Genomic DNA, 19532 nt, shown 5'->3' with positions numbered 1-19532 from the left:
CTGAAAACGGGCCCGCGCTTCCCGCGGTTCCGAGTCGCGACCCTGAGACGTCCCTGAGCCGCGACCCCGAGTCGTCCCTGAGAGCCCCCGGGACATCACGTCCTGAGGGGCTCCCCGACCTCGTGCAGGTGACGCAGGGCCTGCCGATAGGAGTCGACGAGCCCGGTCTCCGCATAGGGAATACCCAACTCCCGGCAGCGCGCCCGCACCAGAGGCCGGGCAAGACGCAAATGGGGCCGGGGCATGCTGGGGAAGAGGTGGTGCTCGATCTGGTAGTTGAGGCCACCGAGGAACCAGTCGGTCAGGGGGCCGCCGCGGACGTTGCGCGAGGTGAGCACCTGCCGGCGCAGATGGCCCCAGCGCTCGCCGTCCGGGTCGGGCATCTCCATGCCCTTGTGATTGGGGGCGAAAGCCATCCCGAGGTGCAGGCCGAACAGCGCCTGGTGAAGGGCGGCGAACGCGAGTGCCCTGCCCGGCGACAGCGAGGTCAGCAGCAGTGTCGCGTACCCGGCGACGTGCAGAGCGAGGAGGGCGCCTTCCACGGCGCCCCGGCCGGCGGGCTGCCGGCGCAGATACCGGAAGCCGTGCACCTTCAGAGCGACGCCTTCGAGGAGCGTGAGCGGGAAGAAGAGCCAGGCCTGGTTGCGGGTCAGCCAGCGCCGGAAGCCGGATCGGGACCTCGCCTGTTCTCCGGTGAAGACGAGGACGTCGGCGACGACGTCAGGATCCTTGTCGATGTGGTTGGGGTTGGCGTGGTGACGGTTGTGCTTGTCGTTCCACCAGGCGTAGCTCATGCCCAGCAGCAGGTTGCCGTGGATCAGTCCGATCGCACGGGCTGCCCTTCTGTCGCCGGTGATCTGGTAGTGGCCGGCGTCGTGGCCCATGAAGGCCGTGCGGGCGGAGAACAGGGCGAGCAGCGGGGCCAGCAGCAGCGACCACCAGGTGTCGCCGGCGAGGACGATGCCCGTGACGACTCCGGCCAGCGCCAGCGCGTTGACGGCGATGCCGAGCGCGTACCAGCCCAGGCGCCGTTCCAGAAGTCCCTGCTCCTTGACCGTGCGCAGGAGGGGTGCGAACTCGCTTCCGGTCGGCGCGTCCCGCGCCTTGTGCAGGGGTTCGGCGACGGCTGTGGTGGGCTCGGGCATGTCGGGTCTCCGGCTCCCTCGGCAACGGGCTGACCTGAGGAAACGTACGTAGAAGACCGCTGCCGCGACCATGAGGCGGCCCCCCGGGTACGGGCGGGGGGCAGCCCCTGTGACGCAGGGGGGTTGACGACACCTCGGCATGCCGGGACCGCGGTGGGCCGTCCCGTCGGCTCGTGTCGACGGCCGGCCGAATGCTGTACCCTCGGCGGCGCCGAAGCGGTAGTCAAATTTGAGGAGTACGGTCAGCTGTGCAGAGGAACCTCGCGGCAACACCGGCAGAGACTTCCGAACTGGCCCGCTGCTGTGCCGTGTTCGTGCCGGGCGATCCGGCCCGAAGCGGCACGGTGGCCTTCTGGAGGCCCGACGGCGGTGTCCCACCGCTGATGGCTGCCGGCTCCCTCGGAAACCTGACGGTCATCCGGCCCGGCGGCGAGGGCGTCGAACCGGCCGAGGTGCCCGCCCTCCTGCTGCCGGTGCGGGCGGCGCTGCCGGTCCTCACGCGTGCGCGTGCCCACGCGCACGGACACCGGGCACCGTCGTTCTGGGGCACGGCCGCCGTACTGGCCCTGCAGATCCTGGCACGGGGGCTGCTGCTGCCCGGGCTGTCACCCGGCGAGCACGACGCCTGGCGCGTCGGCCCCCTGTCCGTGGCGGACCTCGACCGTGTCCGGGAACTCGCCGCCGCCATGCCGCCGGAGGCATACGCCGTGCCGTTGGACGGCAGCGCTCCACCGCGGCTGCCCGCACCGGAGCGACTGCTGCGAGCCTTCCTGGACGCGGTGGCCGACGCCCTGCCCCGCTCCCCCGCCGCCCCACTGGTGACCGGTGGCCCCGCGTACGCGGCCCAGGAACCGCAGCACCTGCCCGAGCAACGCGCCTGGGCCGCCGAGGTCGCCGCCGGGCACGACGCGGGCGTACGGCTGTCCCTGCGCGTCGAGGCGCCCGGGATCGCGGGATCGGCGGACGAGGACTGGGCGATCACGTTCCGGGCCGTGGTACAGGTGCACAGCGTGAGTGACCCCCGGCTCGTCGTGGATGCCGCCGGCATCTGGGACGACTCGCCGAACACGGCCGCCGGTTTCGGCCCGCACGCGCGGATGGACGCGCTTCTCGCGCTCCGCCGCGCCTGCAGGGCCTGGCCGCCGCTCAGACCGCTCCTCGCGACCAGTGTGCCGGGCGCCCTCGACCTCGCGGACGAGGACGTCACCGAGCTCCTGGGCGAGGGCGCCCGAGCTCTCGCCACGGCTGGTGTGGAGGTGCACTGGCCGAAGGAGCTCACCCGCGACCTGACGGCCCGCGCGGTGATCGGCCCGCCCGAGGACGCGCCCAGGACCGCTTCCGGCACTCCGTCGTTCCTGTCCACGGAGGCGCTTCTCGCTTTCGACTGGTGGTTCGCACTGGGTGGAGACAGGCTCACCCGTGAGGAACTGGACCGGCTCGCCGAGGCCCACCGGCCCGTCGTACGGCTGCGCGACCGGTGGGTCCTGGTCGACCCTCAGGAGGTACGCCGGGCCCGTGCCCTGGAGGATCGCAAGATCACACCCGTCGACGCCCTGGGTGCCGCGCTGACGGGTTCCACGGAGGTCGACGGCCGCCGGGTCGACGTACAGCCCACGGGGTGGCTGGCGGCCCTGCGAGAGCGGCTGACGACACCGGAGGCGCAGGAGCCTGTCGACCAGCCCGCCGCGCTGACCGCGACGCTGCGGGACTACCAACGGCGAGGCCTGAGCCGGCTGGCACGGATGACCTCCCTGGGGCTGGGCTGCTGCCTGGCCGACGACATGGGGCTCGGCAAGACGATCACGCTGATCGCGCTGCATCTGCACCGTCAGTCCGACACCGCCACCGCCGGGCCCACCCTCGTGGTGTGTCCGACGTCCTTGCTGGGCAACTGGCAGCGGGAGATCGAGAGGTTCGCGCCCGGTACGCGCGTGCGCCGCTTCCACGGTCCGCAGCGCGACCTCGACTGCCTGGACGACGGAGAGTTCGTGCTCACCACGTACGGCACGATGCGCCTGGACGCGCCCCGCCTCGCGGACGTGCCCTGGGGCCTGGTCGTGGCCGACGAGGCGCAGCACGTGAAGAACCCGTACTCGGCGACCGCGCGGGAGCTGCGTTCCATCGGCGCACGCGCGCGCGTGGCGCTCACCGGCACCCCGGTGGAGAACAACCTGTCGGAGCTGTGGGCGATCCTCGACTGGACGACCCCGGGGCTGCTGGGCCGCCTCGGCACCTTCCGCACCCGGTATGCGCGGGCCGTCGAGGGCGGGCGTGATCCCGCCGCCGCGGAGCGGCTCGCGCGGCTGGTAGGGCCGTTCCTGCTGCGCCGCCGCAAGTCGGATCCGGGGATCGCGCCGGAACTCCCGCCGAAGACGGAGACCGACCGAGCGGTGTCCCTGACCCCCGAACAAGCCGCCCTCTACGAGGCGGTGGTGCGCGAGACGCTCGCGGAGATCTCCGGGGCCGGCGCCATGGCCCGGCGCGGACTGATCGTGAAGCTGCTGACGGGCCTTAAGCAGATCTGCAACCACCCGGCGCAGTTCCTCAAAGAGGAGCGGCCGAGGATCGCCGGCCGCTCCGGGAAGCTCGAGCTGCTGGACGAACTGCTCGACACGATCCTCTCCGAGGGGGCGAGCGTTCTGGTCTTCACCCAGTACGTGCGCATGGCGCGGCTGCTCGAACGGCATCTGACGGCCCGTGGCATCACCGCGCAGTTCCTGCACGGAGGGACGCCGGTCGAGGAACGCGAGGCGATGGTGCGGCGTTTCCAGGACGGTGAAGTCCCGGTCTTCCTGCTGTCGTTGAAGGCGGCGGGCACCGGGCTGAACCTCACCCGGGCCGAGCACGTCGTGCACTACGACCGCTGGTGGAACCCCGCCGTCGAGGCCCAGGCCACCGACCGCGCCCACCGACTCGGCCAGAGCCGCCCCGTGCAGGTGCACCGGCTGATCGCGGAGGGAACCGTCGAGGACCGCATCGCCGACATGCTCGCCCGCAAGCAGAAGCTGGCCGACGCGGTGCTGGGCTCCGGCGAGGCGGCCTTGACGGAGCTGACGGACGCGGAACTGGCCGACCTGGTGGAGCTGCGAGGGGGCACGCGATGAACGATCATCACGACGACGGGGCGCGTACGTTCGCCGCCCTTCCGCCCGCGCATGGGCGGGGTTTCGCACATACGTGGTGGGGCCAGGCCTGGCTGAAGGCGCTGGAGGACACGGCCCTGGACGCCCGGCAGCTGAAAGCGGGGCGCCGGCTCGCCCGCACCGGTGCCGTGGGCGCGATGTCCGTGCGCCCCGGACGCGTCACGGCCGTGGTCAGGGGACGTGACGGTACGGCGCACCGGGCGGATGTGCTGCTGGAGGAGCTGAACGGCGAGCAGTGGGACCGCTTTCTGGGCATGGCGGTCGAGCGGGCCGGACACGTGGCCGCGCTGCTGGACCGCGTGATGCCGCCCCACCTGGTCGAGGACGCGGCGACGGCGGGCGTCGACCTGCTGCCCGGCCTCGGTGACCTGGAACCGGAGTGCGACTGCGGAGCCTGGGACCACTGCGCGCACACGGCGGCCCTCTGTTACCAGCTGGCGCGACTGCTGGACCAGGATCCCTTCGTCCTGCTGCTGATGCGCGGACGGGGCGAACAGGCCCTGCTGGAGGGCCTCCAGAACCGCGAGGCACCGGTCGCCGGGCCGGAGGGGGTGGACGCCGCCGAGGCGTACACCGCGGTCGATCTTCTGCCACCGCTGCCCGCCCTGGCGGATCTTCCCGCCGAGCCCGGTTTGCCCCCGTCCCTGGACACCGAGGCCCCGCCCGCACCCGGCGTGGATCCGGGCGCCGTCCGGTACCTGGCCGCCCGCACCGCCGTGGAGGCCCATCGATTGCTGGCCGAGGCGCTCTCCCCTGAACCCGTCGATTCCGAAGCGGAGTTGACGATGGCTCAGGACGCGGTACGCCTTGCCATGGGGATGCCGGAACAGCAGGTCATGGATCGCCTGGCGGCGGGATCGGGGCGTGACCGGGCGGGGTTGGCGCACGCCACGCGCGCGTGGGGCCTCGGCGGTGCGGCCGCGCTTGCCGTGCTGGAGGAGGAGTGGGCCGTGACGGGGGAAACGCTCGCACGCGCGCGTGCCGCTCTGGAGTCGGCCTGGGACGAGGGTGAGCAACCGTCGTTGCGGGCGAGCGGCAACCGTTGGACGGTGCTGGGCTCACCGGTCCAGCTGCGCCTGGGACGGGACGGCCAGTGGTGGCCGTACCGCAAGGAGCGCGGTCGCTGGGCACCGGCCGGCGGGCCGTCCCCGGATCCGGCGACAGCGCTGGCCTCTGTGGAGTCGGCTCCAGAGGACGACACCGCCTGAGTGAGGCCTGTGTGCTAGGACAGTGGACGCATGCCGTTCACCGTGCCTTCGCGGCGCGTTCTCGCTTGCCGCCAAATCTGGCCGCTGTCACCGTAGTTGCCCCTGAGGAGGCCCGATGTCCCCGCACGCCACCGGTCGGCTCCGCGTTCGACGCCCCGTCACGGTGGGCGTTCCGCTCGCCGTGATCGCCACCCTCGTGACGGCCGCTCCGGCCGTGAGCGCACCGGCGCAGAAGGACGCGCGTGTCGTCCGCACGGCAACGCTCGGGGACATTCCGCTGGGGGCGTTCAGCAACACGCTGCTGCCCGGTTCGGTGGGCGACGACCACGGCATCGACCTGGGCGGGATCGGCAGCGACATCTATCCGGCCGGCCACAAGGGCGAGTTCTGGACGGTGACCGACCGGGGGCCCAACGGACAGATCAAGGTCAGCGGCATCAAGCGCCGGACCTTTCCGGTCCCCGGTTTCGATCCGGCGATCGTGAGGATCCGGGTGAGTGGCGACACCGTGAAGGTTCTGGACGCGATCCCGGTCACCACGTCCTCCGGGAAGGCCGTCACCGGGCTGTCGAACCAGCAGGGGCGCGACGAGGCGCCGTACTCCTACGACGCGAAGAGCCCGCTGTCGTACAACCCGAACGGGCTGGACACCGAGGGCATCGTGCGGGCCGCGGACGGGACCTTCTGGCTGATCGACGAGTACAGCCCCTCGCTCGTGCACGTCTCCGCGCGCGGGAAGGTGCTCGCGCGCTACGTCCCCAAGGGCCTGAACCTCACGGGCGCCGACTACCCCGTGGTGGAGGCGCTGCCCGCCGTCCTGCTGCACCGGAAGACGAACCGCGGTTTCGAGGGGCTCGCACAGCTGCCCGACGGCGATCTGGTGATCGCGCTGCAGAGCCCGCTGTCGCTGCCCGACACGGCCGCGGGCGAGGCGTCGCGCACCACGCGCCTGCTGCGGTTCTCACCGAAGAAGAAAGCGGTCACCGGCGAGTACGCCTACCGCTTCGATCCGGTCGACGTCGTCGACCCGAGCGAGGACGACACCTCGGAGCTGAAGATCTCCTCGGTGGTCGCCGTGGGCGGGGACCGGCTGCTGGTCGAGGAGCGCACGGACAAGGCCGCGCGGCTGCAGCTGGTGAAGCTGGGGCGCAAGGCGAACATCCTCGGCGGCCCCTACGACGACGACACGACCTCGCCCTCCCTGGAGCAGCTCGACGATCCGGCGGCCGCCGGTGTCCCGGTGCTCGACAAGCGGCTGGTCGTCGACCTGGGCAAGGTCACCGGTGTGCCGGGGAAGATCGAGGGCGTCGCGCCCGTGGATCACGACACGCTCGCCCTGATCAACGACAACGACTTCGGGATGACCGACGGCGCGGGCGCGTTCGACGCGCAGGGCCGGCTGGTCGACAGCGGTGTCGAGACGACGGTGGTGTACGTGCGGCTGCCGCACGGCGTCTGAGCGTCAGGGCAGGTCCACATCCCCGAGCGAGGGGATCAGCGACTCCAGACCGCTCGGGATTCCGCTCGGCAGTCCGCTGGGCAGCTTCGACGGCAGCCGGCTGGGCAGCTCGCTCGGCAATGCGGTCGGGATGCCCAGCGGCCGGGACGGGGAGGGACTGGAACTGCCGCTGCCGGCAGGTGACTTCTTGTCCGGCGAGTCGTGGCGGCCGGTGGCCATCAGCACGATGACGACCACGACCGCCACCGCCGCGACACCGGCCAGGAGGACCAGCAGCGGGCTCCGGCGCCTTCTGGGCGGCAGCGGCGGAGGCTGCCAATCCGTATAAGTGGGCGGCTCGTTGCTCCCCGGAGGAGGGCCGTAGGCCCCTCCGGGCCCATAGCCCCCTCCCGCTCCGTGGCCGGAGCCGGGAGGGTCGGTGGGTGGTCCGAAGCCGCCACCCGGCGGCCCGGGTGGCTGAGGCGGTACGGGCGGCATGGCCATACTGTCCAGAGTCGCCGCGAACCGGGCGCGCGGCGACCCCCGTACGGAACTTGATACGGATCCATGCCGTGGACCGCATGATTCCGAAGCATTCCGCACGGAGATCACTCAGCCACGGAGGTCGGCGAGCACCCGCACGCGTGTGTGCCGGTGCTCAGCCGCGCGCGCCCAGCAGGTGGTCCATCGCCAGCTGGTCGAGCCGCTCGAAGGCCATCCCGCTCGCGGCGGCCGCCTCGACGTCGAACTCCTCGAAGGCGCTCCGGTCGGCGAGCAGGGCCTGCAGCCCCTCGGCCGCGGTCGGCTCGGCGAGTTGGTCCAGGCGCGAGGCACGCAGCGCCTCCTGCACCTCCGGGTCGGCGCGGAAGGCGGCCGCGCGCTCCTTGAGGATGAGGTAGTTGCGCATGCAGCCGGCGGCCGAGGCCCACACCCCGTCGAGGTCCTCGGTCCGCGGCGGCTTGAAGTCGAAGTGGCGCGGGCCGTCGTAGCCGGCGCTCTCCAGGAGGTCGACCAGCCAGAACGCGGCCCGCAGGTCACCGGCGCCGAAGCGCAGGTCCTGGTCGTACTTGATGCCGGACTGGCCGTTGAGGTCGATGTGGAAGAGCTTGCCCGCCCACAGGGCCTGCGCGATGCCGTGCGGGAAGTTCAGGCCGGCCATCTGCTCGTGGCCGACCTCGGGGTTGACGCCGTACAGCTCCGGGCGCTCCAGGCGCTCGATGAAGGCCAGGGCGTGGCCGACGGTGGGCAGCAGGATGTCGCCGCGCGGCTCGTTCGGCTTGGGCTCGATCGCGAAGCGCAGGTCGTAGCCCTGGGAGGTGACGTACTCGCCGAGGAGGTCGAAGGCCTCCTTCATGCGGTCCAGGGCGGCGCGGACGTCCTTGGCGGCGCCGGACTCGGCGCCCTCACGGCCGCCCCAGGCGACATAGGTCCTGGCGCCGAGTTCGACCGCGAGGTCGATGTTGCGGATGGTCTTGCGCAGGGCGTAGCGGCGCACGTCACGGTCGTTGGCGGTGAACGCACCGTCCTTGAAGACGGGGTGCGTGAAGAGGTTGGTGGTGGCCATCGGCACGGTCATGCCGGTCGCGTCGAGGGCCTGGCGGAAGCGCTTGATGTGCGACTCGCGCTCGGTGTCGGAGGATCCGAAGGGGATCAGGTCGTCGTCGTGGAAGGTGACTCCGTGGGCGCCGAGCTCGCTCAGGCGCTGCACGGTCTCGACCGGGTCGAGGGCACGCCGCGTGGCGTCGCCGAACGGGTCCCTTCCCTGCCAGCCGACGGTCCACAGGCCGAAGGTGAACCTGTCGTCGGGGGTGGGCTGGTAGCTCATGCCGCGGCTCCTTGCTTGATTGCGACGCGTGCTCACGCCTATTTCGTCATGGCCGTTTACAAATTAGTATGCGGAGGCAGCCCTGGGAAGAGGTGCAGGGTGTGTGTGCCGGAACATCCCCGCTGAGCCGCGGAAAAAGGGAGAGACCGATGTCAGCAGCCGAGGGTCCGCTCGTCGTCGGCGTGGACACGTCCACCCAGTCCACCAAGGTGCTCGTCGTCGACGCGGCCACAGGGCAGGTCGTCGCGAGCGGCCAGGCACCGCACACCGTCTCCTCCGGAGCGGGCCGGGAAAGCGACCCGCGCCAGTGGTGGGACGCCCTGTGCGAGGCGCTGCGCCAGTGCGGCGACGCGGCGCACGAGGCGGCCGCGGTGTCGGTCGGCGGACAGCAGCACGGCCTGGTCACCCTGGACGAGCGGGGCGAGCCCGTGCGTCCGGCGCTGCTGTGGAACGACGTCCGTTCGGCACCGCAGGCCCGCCGTCTGATCGAGGAGCTGGGCGGCCCGAAGGCGTGGGCGGAGCGCACCGGCAGCGTGCCCGGCCCGTCGTTCACGGTCACGAAGTGGGCCTGGCTGGCGGAGAACGAGCCGGAGGCGGTGCGTGCGACCAAGGCCGTGCGCCTGCCCCACGACTACCTCACCGAACGTCTGACCGGCCAGGGCACGACCGACCGGGGCGACGCCTCCGGCACCGGCTGGTGGGCGTCGGGCACGGAGGCGTACGACGAGGAGACCCTGGCGCACGTGGGACTCGACCCGGCGCTGCTGCCCCGGGTGGTGCGGCCCGGCGAGGTGGCGGGCACCGTGCGCGACAGTCACGACCTGCCGTTCTCCAAGGGCACCCTGGTCGCCCCCGGTACCGGCGACAACGCGGCCGCCGCACTGGGCCTGGGTCTGCGCCCCGGCACGCCGGTGCTCAGTCTCGGCACGTCGGGCACGGTGTACGCCGTCTCCAGGCGGCGCCCGGCCGACCCGACCGGCACGGTGGCGGGCTTCGCCGACGCGCACGGCGACTGGCTGCCGCTGGCCTGCACCCTGAACTGCACCCTCGCCGTCGACCGGGTCGCGACCCTGCTGGGCCTGGACCGCGAGGCCGTGGAACCCGCCACCGGCGTCACCCTCCTGCCCTACCTGGACGGCGAGCGCACCCCGAACCTGCCGTCCGCCTCGGGCCTGCTGCACGGCCTGCGCCACGACACGACCGCCGGCCAGGTGCTGCAGGCCGCCTACGACGGCGCCGTGCACTCGCTGCTCGGCGCACTCGACCTGGTCCTGGACGCGGACGCGGACCGCTCGGCTCCGCTCCTGCTCATCGGCGGCGGCGCCCGGGGCGCGGCCTGGCAGCAGACCGTACGGCGGCTGTCGGGCCGCGCGGTGCAGGTGCCCGAGGCCAGGGAACTGGTCGCGCTCGGCGCCGCGGCACAGGCGGCGGGCCTGCTGACCGGCGAGGATCCGGCCGCGGTCGCCCGCCGCTGGAACACCGCCGCGGGCCCGGTGCTGGAGCCCGTGCAACGGGACGAGGAGACGCTGGCCAGGATCGCCGGGGTACTCTCCGACGCGGCCCCGCTGCTGGAGCGGACCACCGACAGCCGTTGAGGACGGGGTATGACCGCACCGCTGCACGAGGCGCACCCGTCCGGACCCGGCCGGGTGCTGCCGGACACCCAGCAGGGCATGCGCCGGCGCAATCTCGCCCGGGTCATGCACGCCGTCAACGCCGAGGGACAGCTCTCCCGGGCCGCCGTCGCCTCCCGCATCGGGCTGACCCGGGCCGCGGTGTCGACCCTCGTCGACGAGCTCATACGCTCCGGCCTGCTGGAGGAGCTGGGCCCGGAGCGACCCGGCCGGGTGGGACGACCCGGCTCCGCGCTCGCCGTCAGCGGTCACGGCCCCGCCGGGATCGGCGCCGAGATCGGCGTGGACCATCTCGCGGTGTGCGCGGTCGACCTGCGCGGACAGGTGCGGGCCCGGGCGATACGCCACGGCGCGAACCGCGGCCGCTCCCCCGAACCCGTGATCGACGAGCTCACCGAGTTGCTGCGCCAGGTCGTCGCCGAGGCCAAGGGCGAAGGACTGTGGCCCGCGGGACTCGCGGTGGCCGTCCCCGGCCTGGTCGCCCGCGACGCCCGCACCGTCGTCCGCGCCCCGAACCTGGACTGGCACGACACCGACCTCGGCGCCCTGCTCCCGGCGGACTTCCCGCTGACCGTCGACAACGAGGCCAACTTCGGCGCGCTCGCCGAACTCTGGCTCGGCGAGGGTACGGGAGGTGACTTCCTGCACGTGTCGGCGGAGATCGGCATCGGCGCGGCGGTGGTCGTGGCCGGCGGGCTGCTGCGCGGGACGCGGGGTTTCGCCGGCGAGCTGGGTCATGTGCCGGTGCGTCCGGAGGGGCCCAGGTGTGCGTGCGGCGGGCGGGGGTGTCTGGAGCAGTACGCCGGTGAGGAGGCGGTGCTGCGGGCCGCGGGACTGGAGCCGGGCGAGGACCGGGTGGGGCTCCTCGCGGGCCGGGCGGCCGAGGGTGACGCGGCGGTACGACGGGCACTGCGCGACGCGGGCAAGGCGCTCGGCATCGCGCTGACCGGCGCGGTCAATCTGCTGGACCCCGAGAGCGTGGTGCTGGGCGGTGCGCTGGCGGGCCTGGCGCCATGGCTGCTGCCGTCACTGGAGGCCGAGCTGGACCGGCGCACCGCGGGGCCTGCCTGCCCCGTGTCGGTGTCACGGCTGGGCCCGGAGGGGCCGTTGCTGGGGGCGGCGCACTCGGTGGTACGAGCGGTCCTCGACGACCCCGCCGCCGTGGCCGAGCGGAACTGAGACCTGCCGCACCGGGTCGCCGTGGCCCTCGCTCACGCCCCTGATCACCCGTCCGGGTGACGGAGTTTTCCACATACGGACCCCCGTCCACCGAAGCACACCGCGCCCTTCTGCCCAACCCGCAAGCGCCGTACCGTGATTCACGCGAGGCCCATCCGCAGGATCGACGGACGGCCCGCGTGTCGACGTGAATTGAGGGGGATTCACATGGCGGGGGATGTGACGACAGGGGATGTGACGGCGGGACTCAGGCGGGACGCGATCGGGCTCCGCGAGGTGCTGTTCCAGAGCATCACGGCCATGGCACCGGCCGCGGCGGTCGCCGCGTCCATCCCGTCCGGTGCGGCCTTCGCGGGCGGAAGTCTGCCCCTGGCGGTGCTGATCGCGCTGGTGGCCTGTCTGTTCACCGCGTCCAGCGTGGCCGAGCTGGCACGGGAACTGCCGGCCGCGGGCTCTGTGGCCACGTACACGGCCCAGGGTCTGCATCCCGCCGTCGGCTTCCTCGTCGGCTGGGGCTATGTGTTCGTGGAAGCGCTGGTGCCACCGCTGCTGCTCCTGCAGCTCGGGTTCACCACGGCGGGCACGCTGCACGACGAGTGGTCCTCGTATCCGGCGGACCTGTGGTGGCCGTGGGCGCTCGCGGGGGCCGCGATCATCGCCGCGGCCGGATACCTCGGTGTGCGCGCCTCGGCCCGCTTCGGAACGGTCCTCGGTGTCTTCGAGATCCTCGTCTTCCTGGTCTTCGCCCTCTGGCTGATCGGCAAGGCGGGAGGGCACAACACCCTGTCGGTGTTCGGCACGTCCCACACGGCCCACGGACACGGCGGGGTCAGCGGGGTCTTCGCGGGATCGGTGTACACGGTGCTGGCCTTCGCCGGGTTCGAGGCCGCGGCGCCGCTCGCCGAGGAGACCCGGGATCCGCGCCGGACGATGCATCGCGCGGTCCTCGGCGCCGCGCTCGCGATCGGGCTGTTCTACGTCGTCACGACCTACGCCATGACGGTGTACTTCGGGCCGGACCGGTTCGCCGGGTTCGGGGCGTCCGGCGAGGCGTCCTGGGAGGGAGTGGCCAGGGCGTCCTTCGGTCTGTTCTGGGTGCTGGTCTTCCTCGCCGTGGTCAACTCCACGATCGCCAACGCCAACGCGTGCTCCAACGTCTCCACGCGTACGGCCTTCGCCCTGGCCCGGATCCGGGTGCTGCCCCGGATGTTCACGGCGCTCCATCCCCGCCACCGCTCCCCCGTCGCCGGGATCGCCGTGCAGAGCGTGGTGGCAATCGGCGCGGTGCTGGGACTGGGGCTCGGCTACGACCCGGTGACGGCCTTCCTCCTGCTGGCCACGGTGATCGTGACGGTCGTGATCGGCGTGTACATCGTCGTGAACCTCGCCTGTGCCGGATACTTCCTGCGCCGCAGGCGTCAGGCGCTGAAGCCGATACGGCATCTGCTGCTGCCGCTGCTCGGCATCGTCGCCTTCGTGCCGGCGCTGCTGACCGCGGCAGGGCTGCCCGTCTTCGACTTCGTCACCGAGCTGACGGCCCCCGTGTCGTACGCAGGTCCGATCGTCGGGGTGTGGATGGCCGCGGGGCTCGTGGTGCTGGCCGTGCTGTTGCGGCGGCATCCCGAGCGCATAGCCGAGACCGCCCGTGTCCACCTGGACGAACCTGCCCTGACCGGCACCTCGCAGAACGGAGCAGCACAGCGATGAACGACCCGAGGATCCTGACCGTCCGGCCCGAACCGGGCGAGTACGCCTGGACGTTCGGCGGTGCACCTCCCGTGGCGCGGATCGCGCCCGGCACGGTCCTGGACCTGTACACGGAGGACTGCTTCGCCGGGCGGGTGCGGTCCGAGAAGGACCTGGTGTCCGAGGTGTGCGAGTTCCCGTTCCTCAACCCGCAGACCGGCCCCTTCCACGTGGAGGGCGCCGAGCCGGGCGACACGGTCGCCGTGCACTTCGTGTCGATCGAACCGGCCCGCGACTGGGCCGCGTCGACCACGGTCCCCCTGTTCGGCGCGCTCACCTCCACGCACACCACGGCCACCCTGCAGCCGCCGCTGCCGGAGACCGTGTGGATCTGGCAGCTCGACCGGACCCGGCGCACGGCGCTGTTCCGGGCCCACGACAGCGACATCGAGGCGGAGCTGCCCATCGACCCGATGCACGGCACGGTGGGCGTGGCCCCGGCCAACCTGGAGGTCCGCTCGGCCTTGGTGCCGGACGCGCACGGCGGGAACATGGACACGCCCGAGATGCGGGCCGGGGTGACGGCCTACTTCGGGGTGAACGTCGAGGGCGCGCTGCTCAGTCTGGGCGACGGACACGCCCGGCAGGGTGAGGGAGAGACCTGTGGGGTCGCCGTCGAGTGCGCGATGAACACCGTGGTGATCGTCGAACTGCTGAAGGGGCTGGCCACTCCGTGGCCGCGCATCGAGTCGGACACGCACATCATCTCGACGGGTTCCGCACGGCCGTTGGAGGACGCGTTCCGGATATCCCAGCTCGACCTGGTGCAGTGGCTGGTGCGCGACTACGGGTTCAGTGAGCTGGACGCGTACCAGTTCGCAACCCAGGCCGTCGAGTCGCCGTTGGCCAACGTGTGCGACACCAACTACACGTGCGTGGCCAAGATCCGCAAGCAGTGGCTGCCCGCGCGCGAGACCCATCGCGGCACGCACGACCGGCTGCGCGAGACCGCGGCGGCCCTGCGGCGCTGAGCGGCCGGATCCCTGCCCGGTCGCACGCCTTGTCGTCGCATCCCTTCTCGTGGCACCCCTTCTCTTCGCCCCCCACCTCTACTCGTGACCCCCAACGTCTATTCGTCACCCTCCACGCCTACTCGTCACCCCCCACGTACGAAAGGCACGGCTCCATGGAGCGAGCAAGACCCAGCACCACCCGGCGACGGTTCCTGAAGGGCGCCGCCCTCGCCGCCGTCCCCTACGCGCTGCTTCCCGACCCGCAGGCCGACGCTCAGGTCCAGGCCCCCGACTACCCGTCCGCCGAGTGGCAGCCGGCGAACACCGCCAACTACACGGTCTCCGACCGCCCCTCGTCCTATCCGCTGGACTACGTGGTCATCCACGTCACGCAGGAGACCTACTCCGACACGCTCGCCATTTTCGAGAACGCGCACAAGAACGTGTCCGCGCACTACCTGGTGCGCTCGGCCGACGGCCATGTGGCGCAGTGCGTGCGCGAGGCCGACGTCGCCTGGCATGCGGGGAACTGGGACTACAACACCCGCAGCATCGGCATCGAACACGAAGGGTGGGTGGACAAACCGGCGTACTTCACCGACGCCCTCTACGAGCAGTCGGCCCGGCTGACGGCGCGGGTCTGCGACAAGTACGGCATCCCCAAGGACCGGGCGCACATCATCGGTCACTACGAGGTGCCGGGGACGGACCACACGGATCCCGGGCCGAACTGGGACTGGTCGCGCTACATCAGACTGGTCAACTTCGCCTGACCGTGCGACGGGGCCACCGTTCGTGGTGAGCGCGGTCGAAACGGTTGTCCGAGCGCGCACGGGGAGTGACGATGTCCCCAACCGCATCACCAGCCGGGGAGGCCCAGTTGACCGATCCGTGGGTGGCCCTGGAGCCGGGGGCCGACCCTGCCGAACACGCGCGGATGCTGCGCCGTGCGCACGAGACGTTCACCGAGGCGGGCACGGTGACCCGCCCGGTGCGTTCGGTGGTGGCCGAGTCGTGGCGGCGTTCCGCGCGGGCCGGGGTGGGGCCCGACGGCACGGCGAACGTGGAGCTGGTCGACGGCGATCTCGGCGCCTACCGGGCCGAGCATCCGCTGGCGCGGGTGATGCCCCTGTTCCGGGAGCTGCTGGGGACCTTCGCCGCCGACGGCGAGCATCTGCTGGCGGTGTGCGACGCGCACGGCAGGCTGCTGTGGGTGGAGGGGCATTCGACGACCCGGCAGCGGGCGGGACGGATGAACTTCGTGCCGGGTGCCCGCTGGGCGGAGTCGGCGATGGGCACCAACGCGCCGGGCACCGCGGTCGCCGTCGACCGGCCGGTGCAGGTGTTCGCGGCCGAGCACTTCAGCCGGCGCGTGCAGCCGTGGACGTGCGCGGCGGCGCCGGTGCACGATCCGCGCACCGGGCGGGTGCTCGGCGCCGTGGACATCACCGGCGGGGACGGGCTCGCGCATCCGCACAGCCTGGGGTTCGTACAGGCGGTCGCGCGGGCCGCGGAGTCCCAGCTGGCGCTGCTCCTCCCCGAGCGGTCCGCCGACGGCACGCCGGAGCTGACGGCCCTCGGCCGGGACGAGGCGCAACTCCTCGTCGAGGGGCGCCGGATCAGGCTCAGCCGGCGGCACAGCGAGATCCTCGTACTGCTGTCCCGGCATCCCGAGGGGCTGACCGGGGACGAGCTGCTGTGCGCGCTGTACGAGGACGAGTCGGTGACACCGGTGACGCTGCGGGCCGAGATGGCGCGGCTGCGCCGGGTACTGGGCCCGGTGCTGCTGGGTTCGCGGCCGTACCGGCTGACCGTGCCGGTGGAGTCCGACGTCGCCGTCGTCGAGCGGCGTCTGGAGACGGGCGCGATCACGGCGGCCGCCAAGGGGTACGGCGGTCCGCTGCTGCCGGGTTCCCAGGCCCCGGCGGTGGTGCGGCTCAGGCACCGCCTCGCCGACGGTCTGCGCTCGGCGCTGATAGCCCGCCGCGATCCCGACCTGCTGGCGGACTGGGCGCACGCGCCGTGGGGTGAGGACGATCTGGAGGTGTGGCGGGCGCTGGCGGCGGTGCGGCCCACGGCGGCGGTCCGTTCGCGCCTCACTGCACTGGAGTCCGAGCTGGGGGCACCGGCCGACTGGACCGGAGTCGCCGTCCGCCGCCCGGGCCGGCCGTCCTGACCATCGGGGCCACGGTCCCGCGCACGGCAACGTGGTTGCAACGTAGGCGTTCCTAGCCTCCTCGCGAAAGCTGCCCAACGGCGGGCAGCGCTTCTGAAGGAGGCCCACCGCATGACCCGTTACGCTGCGCCCGGCACCGAGGGCGCGATCGTCTCCTACCAGGCGCGCTACGACCACTTCATCGGGGGCGAGTACGTACCGCCGGCCCGCGGGCAGTACTTCGAGAACCCGTCGCCGGTGAACGGGCAGCCGTTCACCGAGATCGCGCGGGGCACGGCGGAGGACGTGGAGCGAGCGCTCGACGCGGCGCACGCGGCGGCGCCGGCCTGGGGCCGTACGTCGGTGACCGAGCGCTCCGACATCCTGCTGAAGATCGCCGACCGGATGGAGGCCAGCCTCGAACAGCTCGCGGTCGCGGAGAGCTGGGAGAACGGCAAGCCGGTGCGCGAGACGCTGGCCGCCGACATCCCGCTGGCCATCGACCACTTCCGCTACTTCGCGGGCGCGATCCGGGCGCAGGAGGGCTCGCTCGGCGAGGTCGACGACGACACGGTGGCCTACCACTTCCACGAGCCGCTCGGTGTGGTCGCGCAGATCATCCCGTGGAACTTCCCGATCCTGATGGCGACCTGGAAGCTGGCGCCGGCGCTGGCCGCGGGCAACGCGGTCGTGCTCAAGCCGGCCGAGCAGACCCCGGCGTCCATCCACTACTGGATGAGCCTGGTCGCCGACCTGCTGCCGCCGGGTGTCGTCAACATCGTCAACGGCTTCGGCGTGGAGGCGGGCAAGCCGCTCGCGTCCAGCCCGCGGGTGGCGAAGGTGGCGTTCACCGGCGAGACCACGACCGGCCGGCTGATCATGCAGTACGCCTCCGAGAACATCACCCCCGTCACGCTGGAACTCGGCGGCAAGTCCCCGAACATCTTCTTCGAGGACGTCTGGGGCGCTGACGACGACTTCCGGGACAAGGCGCTCGAGGGCTTCACGATGTTCGCCCTCAACCAGGGCGAGGTCTGCACCTGCCCGTCGCGGGCGCTGGTCCAGCGGGGCCACTACGCCGAGTTCATGGAGGCGGCGGTCGCCCGCACCGAGCTCATCAAGACCGGCCACCCGCTCGACACGGACACGATGATCGGCGCGCAGGCCTCCAACGACCAGCTGGAGAAGATCCTCTCCTACCTCGACATCGGCCGGCAGGAGGGCGCCAAGGTGCTCACCGGCGGCGAACGCATCGAGCACGACGGCGAGTTGAAGGGCGGCTACTACGTCCAGCCGACCATCTTCGAGGGCCACAACCGTATGCGGATCTTCCAGGAGGAGATCTTCGGGCCGGTCGTCTCGGTGACGTCGTTCGACGACTTCGACGACGCCATCAAGATCGCCAACGACACGCTGTACGGCCTCGGGGCGGGCGTGTGGACACGGGACGTCAACACCGCCTACCGCGCCGGCCGCGCGATCCAGGCGGGCCGCGTCTGGACGAACTGTTACCACGCCTACCCGGCACACGCGGCGTTCGGCGGCTACAAGGGGTCGGGCATCGGCCGCGAGACCCACAAGATGATGCTGGAGCACTACCAGCAGACGAAGAACCTTCTGGTGTCGTACTCGCCGAAGAAGCTGGGCTTCTTCTAGAGGCACGAAAAAGGCGCCTGACCTGGTCTTTTGCCCGTCAGGCGCCTTCCTCTCGGCCCGCCAAGCGCAGGGACCGACTTACGTCATAACTCCCAGTTCATCCCACCGCTGTCCCGCTCCTGACCAGTACTTCCGGACCAGTCACGGACCAAACCCCGACTCACCCTTCAGACTCCGCGCCCTGGCTGACGCGGTCCCACTCCTGCATGGACTGCTCGATGAGGCGGTTGGCCTGCTCTCGGACGCCGTCCAGGAACTTGGCGTAGTGACGGAAGAGGACCTCAATGCTCTGGCCCGCGCGACGAGCGCACTCGGCGGGGTCCACACCGGAGTACAGCCAGAACGAGATCCCGGCGTGGCGGAGATCGTAGGGCCGCTTGGCCAGCTTGGAGGCGAGTTCTGTACGGGTCAGGGCGTACTTCCGTGCCCGCGACCACGTTGTGCCATATGCAGCCGCGTCCACGTAGTTGCCGGCCTGGTTCCGGAACAGTCGGCCGTCCGGCGCCACACCGACGCGTTCGATGTGTGCGCGGAGCATGCGTACGAACTGCGGCGAGATGGGCACAGGCCGAGTCGCGGTGGCCGCGCGGCGCTTGAGGGAGTGCACTTCGTGCACCGCGCCACCGTCCGTCCAGTCTTTGCCTGCGATGACGACGCCACCCGACAGGTTGAGCATCCCCCAGCCGGAGTCGGGCAGATGGCACTGTTCGAGCCTGAGATGGATGACCTCAGCAGGCCGCATCGCCGTGTGGTACATGCAGCCGAAGAACGCCTCCAGGTGAGGGCCGCGCCCGCGCTGCTGGGCAACCGCTGCGAGCAGCCGGGCGACCTGGGCGGTGAAATAACCCTTCTCTACAGCGATGTTGAGGACTTCGTTGAATGCAGCCCGCTTGCGTCGTGCCGGGTCCAGCGCCTGCCGCCATTCCTCAACGGGCTCCTTCTCCCACGCCTTCTTGATGAACGCCCAGGAGTACAACGCTCGCCGCAGCACACGCGGCTCCGGATAGGTCGCGCCAGAGCGCACAAGGGCAGGCGTGATGGTGGCGAATGCATCGGCCAGTGTGCGGCGGGTGTTTCCCGGCGTGCGGTCCCAACGCTGGTCGAGGTATTCGTGCGCAAGGTCATACCATGTCGTCCGCTGCTTGATAGCTCGCAGCTCGGACGCTGGCAGCCCTGTGTGCTCATCGAAGGGCTCACCATCGCTCGCTGCGGTCATCAGCTTTGACCGCCTGCTGTCGGCGAGCCCGACGGTCATGAATGACTCTGATTTCTCGCGCCCATTGACCGTCCACCGGACCATACCCGTACAGTCGGGGCGCCGATCACCGAAGGCTGCCCGTCAGAGTGTCGTCCTGCCAAGTTGCCAGCTGGTCGGCGATCGGGGTGCTGCCGGGTAAGTGCCCCGATCCGGTGGGGCGATCCGAGTGGGGACTTCAATGTCCAGGGACCA

General features: G+C 71.5%; 14 protein-coding genes. 10 read left to right on the top strand and 4 right to left on the bottom strand.

The window, feature by feature from the left end:
* Positions 1–95 precede the first annotated feature (95 nt).
* Positions 96–1145, bottom strand: a complete 1050-nt coding sequence (locus ACWCQ1_RS24260; protein WP_358603520.1) for an acyl-CoA desaturase — start codon at positions 1143–1145, stop codon at positions 96–98.
* Between the two features lie 248 nt (positions 1146–1393).
* On the opposite strand from ACWCQ1_RS24260, the gene ACWCQ1_RS24255 reads away from it, so the two are divergent.
* From ACWCQ1_RS24255 to ACWCQ1_RS24245, 3 genes are all read left to right on the top strand, one after another.
* On the top strand, positions 1394–4249 hold the full coding sequence (locus ACWCQ1_RS24255) for an SNF2-related protein (protein ID WP_451027361.1): 2856 nt from the start codon (positions 1394–1396) through the stop codon (positions 4247–4249).
* On the top strand, positions 4246–5496 hold the full coding sequence (locus ACWCQ1_RS24250) for an SWIM zinc finger family protein (RefSeq protein WP_451027360.1): 1251 nt from the start codon (positions 4246–4248) through the stop codon (positions 5494–5496). The genes ACWCQ1_RS24255 and ACWCQ1_RS24250 overlap by 4 nt, the downstream gene beginning before the upstream one ends.
* Positions 5497–5611: 115 nt before the next feature.
* Positions 5612–6955: an esterase-like activity of phytase family protein gene (locus tag ACWCQ1_RS24245; protein ID WP_358603511.1), complete on the top strand. Its 1344-nt coding sequence runs from the start codon at positions 5612–5614 to the stop codon at positions 6953–6955.
* 3 nt (positions 6956–6958) lie between these two features.
* On the opposite strand, the gene ACWCQ1_RS24240 is transcribed toward ACWCQ1_RS24245, so the two are convergent.
* The gene (locus ACWCQ1_RS24240) at positions 6959–7201 is read right to left on the bottom strand and encodes a hypothetical protein (RefSeq protein ID WP_358603508.1); all 243 of its coding nucleotides are present in this window, start codon (positions 7199–7201) and stop codon (positions 6959–6961) included.
* A 391-nt stretch (positions 7202–7592) separates the two neighbouring features.
* Complete coding sequence (gene xylA, locus ACWCQ1_RS24235) at positions 7593–8759, bottom strand: xylose isomerase (protein WP_358603505.1); 1167 nt, start codon at positions 8757–8759, stop codon at positions 7593–7595.
* 149 nt (positions 8760–8908) lie between these two features.
* On the opposite strand from xylA, the gene xylB reads away from it, so the two are divergent.
* The 7 genes from xylB (at position 8909) to adh (ending at position 18082) form a co-directional block, all read left to right on the top strand.
* The gene (gene xylB / locus ACWCQ1_RS24230) at positions 8909–10354 is read left to right on the top strand and encodes a xylulokinase (RefSeq protein WP_133046923.1); all 1446 of its coding nucleotides are present in this window, start codon (positions 8909–8911) and stop codon (positions 10352–10354) included.
* A 9-nt stretch (positions 10355–10363) separates the two neighbouring features.
* Positions 10364–11572 carry an ROK family transcriptional regulator gene (locus ACWCQ1_RS24225; protein WP_358603502.1) on the top strand — a complete coding sequence of 403 codons (1209 nt, stop codon included), beginning with the start codon at positions 10364–10366 and terminating at the stop codon, positions 11570–11572.
* A 207-nt stretch (positions 11573–11779) separates the two neighbouring features.
* Positions 11780–13279 (top strand): APC family permease, encoded by a 1500-nt coding sequence (locus ACWCQ1_RS24220; RefSeq protein WP_451027359.1) that lies wholly within the window; start codon positions 11780–11782, stop codon positions 13277–13279.
* Complete coding sequence (locus ACWCQ1_RS24215; protein WP_358603496.1) at positions 13276–14289, top strand: acetamidase/formamidase family protein; 1014 nt, start codon at positions 13276–13278, stop codon at positions 14287–14289. The genes ACWCQ1_RS24220 and ACWCQ1_RS24215 overlap by 4 nt, the downstream gene beginning before the upstream one ends.
* Before the next feature lie 155 nt (positions 14290–14444).
* Positions 14445–15044, top strand: coding sequence for an N-acetylmuramoyl-L-alanine amidase (locus ACWCQ1_RS24210; RefSeq protein ID WP_133046927.1), 600 nt, complete (start codon positions 14445–14447; stop codon positions 15042–15044).
* 71 nt (positions 15045–15115) lie between these two features.
* Positions 15116–16447 carry a GAF domain-containing protein gene (locus tag ACWCQ1_RS24205; protein WP_207929906.1) on the top strand — a complete coding sequence of 444 codons (1332 nt, stop codon included), beginning with the start codon at positions 15116–15118 and terminating at the stop codon, positions 16445–16447.
* A 111-nt stretch (positions 16448–16558) separates the two neighbouring features.
* A complete protein-coding gene (adh, locus tag ACWCQ1_RS24200) occupies positions 16559–18082 on the top strand; it encodes an aldehyde dehydrogenase (protein ID WP_358603489.1) in 1524 nt (507 codons plus the stop codon).
* A 160-nt stretch (positions 18083–18242) separates the two neighbouring features.
* Here adh and ACWCQ1_RS24195 read toward each other — a convergent pair whose 3' ends face one another.
* The gene (locus ACWCQ1_RS24195; protein WP_451027358.1) at positions 18243–19337 is read right to left on the bottom strand and encodes a tyrosine-type recombinase/integrase; all 1095 of its coding nucleotides are present in this window, start codon (positions 19335–19337) and stop codon (positions 18243–18245) included.
* Between the last annotated feature and the right edge of the window lie 195 nt (positions 19338–19532).

The organism is Streptomyces sp. NPDC002144, from assembly GCF_053593695.1.
Note: the sequence above shows the minus strand (reverse complement) of the source record. Positions and strands in the feature narration are given on the sequence as shown.

Coding starts and splice junctions, on each gene's coding strand:
- ACWCQ1_RS24260 (WP_358603520.1), bottom strand. CDS start 1,145: ATGCCCGAGCCCACCACAGCCGTCGCCGAACCCCTGCACAAGGCGCGG.
- ACWCQ1_RS24250 (WP_451027360.1), top strand. CDS start 4,246: ATGAACGATCATCACGACGACGGGGCGCGTACGTTCGCCGCCCTTCCG.
- ACWCQ1_RS24245 (WP_358603511.1), top strand. CDS start 5,612: ATGTCCCCGCACGCCACCGGTCGGCTCCGCGTTCGACGCCCCGTCACG.
- xylA (WP_358603505.1), bottom strand. CDS start 8,759: ATGAGCTACCAGCCCACCCCCGACGACAGGTTCACCTTCGGCCTGTGG.
- xylB (WP_133046923.1), top strand. CDS start 8,909: ATGTCAGCAGCCGAGGGTCCGCTCGTCGTCGGCGTGGACACGTCCACC.
- ACWCQ1_RS24225 (WP_358603502.1), top strand. CDS start 10,364: ATGACCGCACCGCTGCACGAGGCGCACCCGTCCGGACCCGGCCGGGTG.
- ACWCQ1_RS24220 (WP_451027359.1), top strand. CDS start 11,780: ATGGCGGGGGATGTGACGACAGGGGATGTGACGGCGGGACTCAGGCGG.
- ACWCQ1_RS24215 (WP_358603496.1), top strand. CDS start 13,276: ATGAACGACCCGAGGATCCTGACCGTCCGGCCCGAACCGGGCGAGTAC.
- ACWCQ1_RS24210 (WP_133046927.1), top strand. CDS start 14,445: ATGGAGCGAGCAAGACCCAGCACCACCCGGCGACGGTTCCTGAAGGGC.
- ACWCQ1_RS24205 (WP_207929906.1), top strand. CDS start 15,116: ATGTCCCCAACCGCATCACCAGCCGGGGAGGCCCAGTTGACCGATCCG.
- adh (WP_358603489.1), top strand. CDS start 16,559: ATGACCCGTTACGCTGCGCCCGGCACCGAGGGCGCGATCGTCTCCTAC.
- ACWCQ1_RS24195 (WP_451027358.1), bottom strand. CDS start 19,337: ATGACCGTCGGGCTCGCCGACAGCAGGCGGTCAAAGCTGATGACCGCA.